This is a genomic window from Deferribacterota bacterium, assembly GCA_034189185.1.
Lineage (GTDB): Bacteria > Chrysiogenota > Deferribacteres > Deferribacterales > UBA228 > UBA228.
Map to the genome: position 1 here is coordinate 1 of JAXHVM010000247.1, position 2,092 is coordinate 2,092.

Genomic DNA, 2,092 nt, shown 5'->3' on the forward strand with positions numbered 1-2,092 from the left:
TTATGAAAAAAAATGTTGCTGGAAAATTTTATTTAAAAACTTGTTTATTTATAATTGTTACTTTGTTTATACTATTTAATTTCTCAGATTTAAGCGCACAAACAATTAGGGGAATCGTTTTTGATGATGCTAATCTAAACGGCGAATATAATAGTGGAGAAAAAGGCATTCCTGATGTGGGCATATCAAATGGTGAAGATATTGTATTAACTGATGAAACAGGGAGGTATTCAATAGAGCTTAATGATCAAAAAATAGTTTTTCTTATTAAACCTTCTGAATATAATACCTTTGTCGGCGAAAAGACAAACAAGCCTTTCTTTTATTATAACATTAATGAAAGTGAGGGAATGGGGAACGTGGTCTCTGGCAAGGACTTTCCGCTTATAAAAACAGAGGTTAGAAACAATTTTTCAGCGATTGTATTAGGTGATATACAAGTAACCAATGATGAAGAGATAAATTACCTTAGAGACATCACAATAGCAGAACTTATCAATGAAAAGGCTTCATTTGTGTTAACACTGGGAGACAATGCTAATGATAATTTAGAAGTTTATCCAAGACTAACTGAGGTTATGGGTAAGATTGGAAAACCAGTATATTATCTACCTGGCAACCATGACACAAATGATAACTTAGAGGGACCAAGCTCACACTATAATATATATAAAAATTATTTTGGCCCTCAATACTATTCTTTTAACTATGGTAAGGTTCATTTTATTATCTTAAATAATGTTAAGTGGGAAAGTGGAGCATACCATGGAGAACTTGGTGAAAAACAGCTTAATTGGATTAAAGAGGACTTAAAATATGTGCCGAAAGAAAATTTAATTGTTATCTCTATGCACATACCCCTTATATCTTGGGTTGACAAAGATAGCCCAAGACATCATGTAAAAGATAGACAAGAGCTTTTTAATCTTTTAGATGGATTTGACAATGTTCTAACACTGGCAGGCCACACCCATACACTAGAAAGGCTTTATCCAAATGATGTTTTAGATGGTTGGGACAATGGCCTTCAATATCCCCATATTATAGCAGGCGCAGTTTGTGGGTCTTGGTGGAATGGTGAAAAAGATGAACTTGGCGTTCCCTTTAGCTATATGAGGGATGGTGCGCCTAAAGGATATTTTATATTCAATTTTTCAGATAACACCTATGAGGATAGCTATAAAACTACCGGCAAACCAAAGGATTATCAAATGCATATAAGCCTTTTAAATGGAAGTGAATATGATAGCGATAATATTATTAATAAAAATGAAATAAACAATATGAAAGTAGTTGCAAATGTATTTAACGGGGATAAGGACTCAGAGGTCTCTATTAGTTATGATAATAACAATTATCTACCAATGGAAAGAGATCCAATAATTGATCCACTTTTAGACGAGAGGCTCTTAGGTAATACTGAGGCTAGTCAATCTACACACACTTGGACTTACAATCTGCCTGAAAGTTTAAGTGAAGGTGTGCATACTGTAAATGTAAAATTTGTAGATAGATATGGCAATGAATATAGAGCAACAAAGATCTTTGAAGTAAAATAAAAATGCAAAAATAAGGAGATTTAATATGGAATTTTTTGTTAAATTTACTTTTATTTTATTACTTTTTGGTTCACTAGCATACGCTCAGAATTTTGGTGTAGATAATACTAATGGTAAATGGATGACTGGAGATTTTCATCAACACACATATTATACCGATGGCGAACATACACTAGATGAAGTAATAGAAAATGGCTTTAAATATGGGTTAGATTTCCAGGCAAATTCAGAGCATGGTGGTAGTCGTGACAGGGATGGCTATAATCACTTTTGGGATGACCCAACATACTACCCCGTTAACCCAATAAAGGGGGATGTGAAAATTAATAATAATGGTCATCAGGAAATGTGGAGATGGCAATCTTTGGGCGAATATGTATATCCTCATATAAATTCATTGAGAAACAATTATCAAAATAAACTTATACTAACTGGTGTTGAGTGGAATGTTCCAGGACATGAACATTGCGACATAATGATTCAAGATCTAAATAATTATCCCTATGTAGCTGTATTTGAATACTATTTTGATG

The 2,092-nt window shown here is 33.1% G+C and carries 2 protein-coding genes; both read left to right on the forward strand.

Going from position 1 to position 2,092, the window contains the following annotated elements:
- On the forward strand, positions 1-1,559 hold a 1,559-nt coding region (locus tag SVN78_10490), incomplete at its 5' end, for a calcineurin-like phosphoesterase family protein (protein ID MDY6822033.1).
- Between the two features lie 25 nt (positions 1,560-1,584).
- The coding region (locus SVN78_10495; protein MDY6822034.1) for a hypothetical protein at positions 1,585-2,092 on the forward strand (508 nt) is incomplete at its 3' end.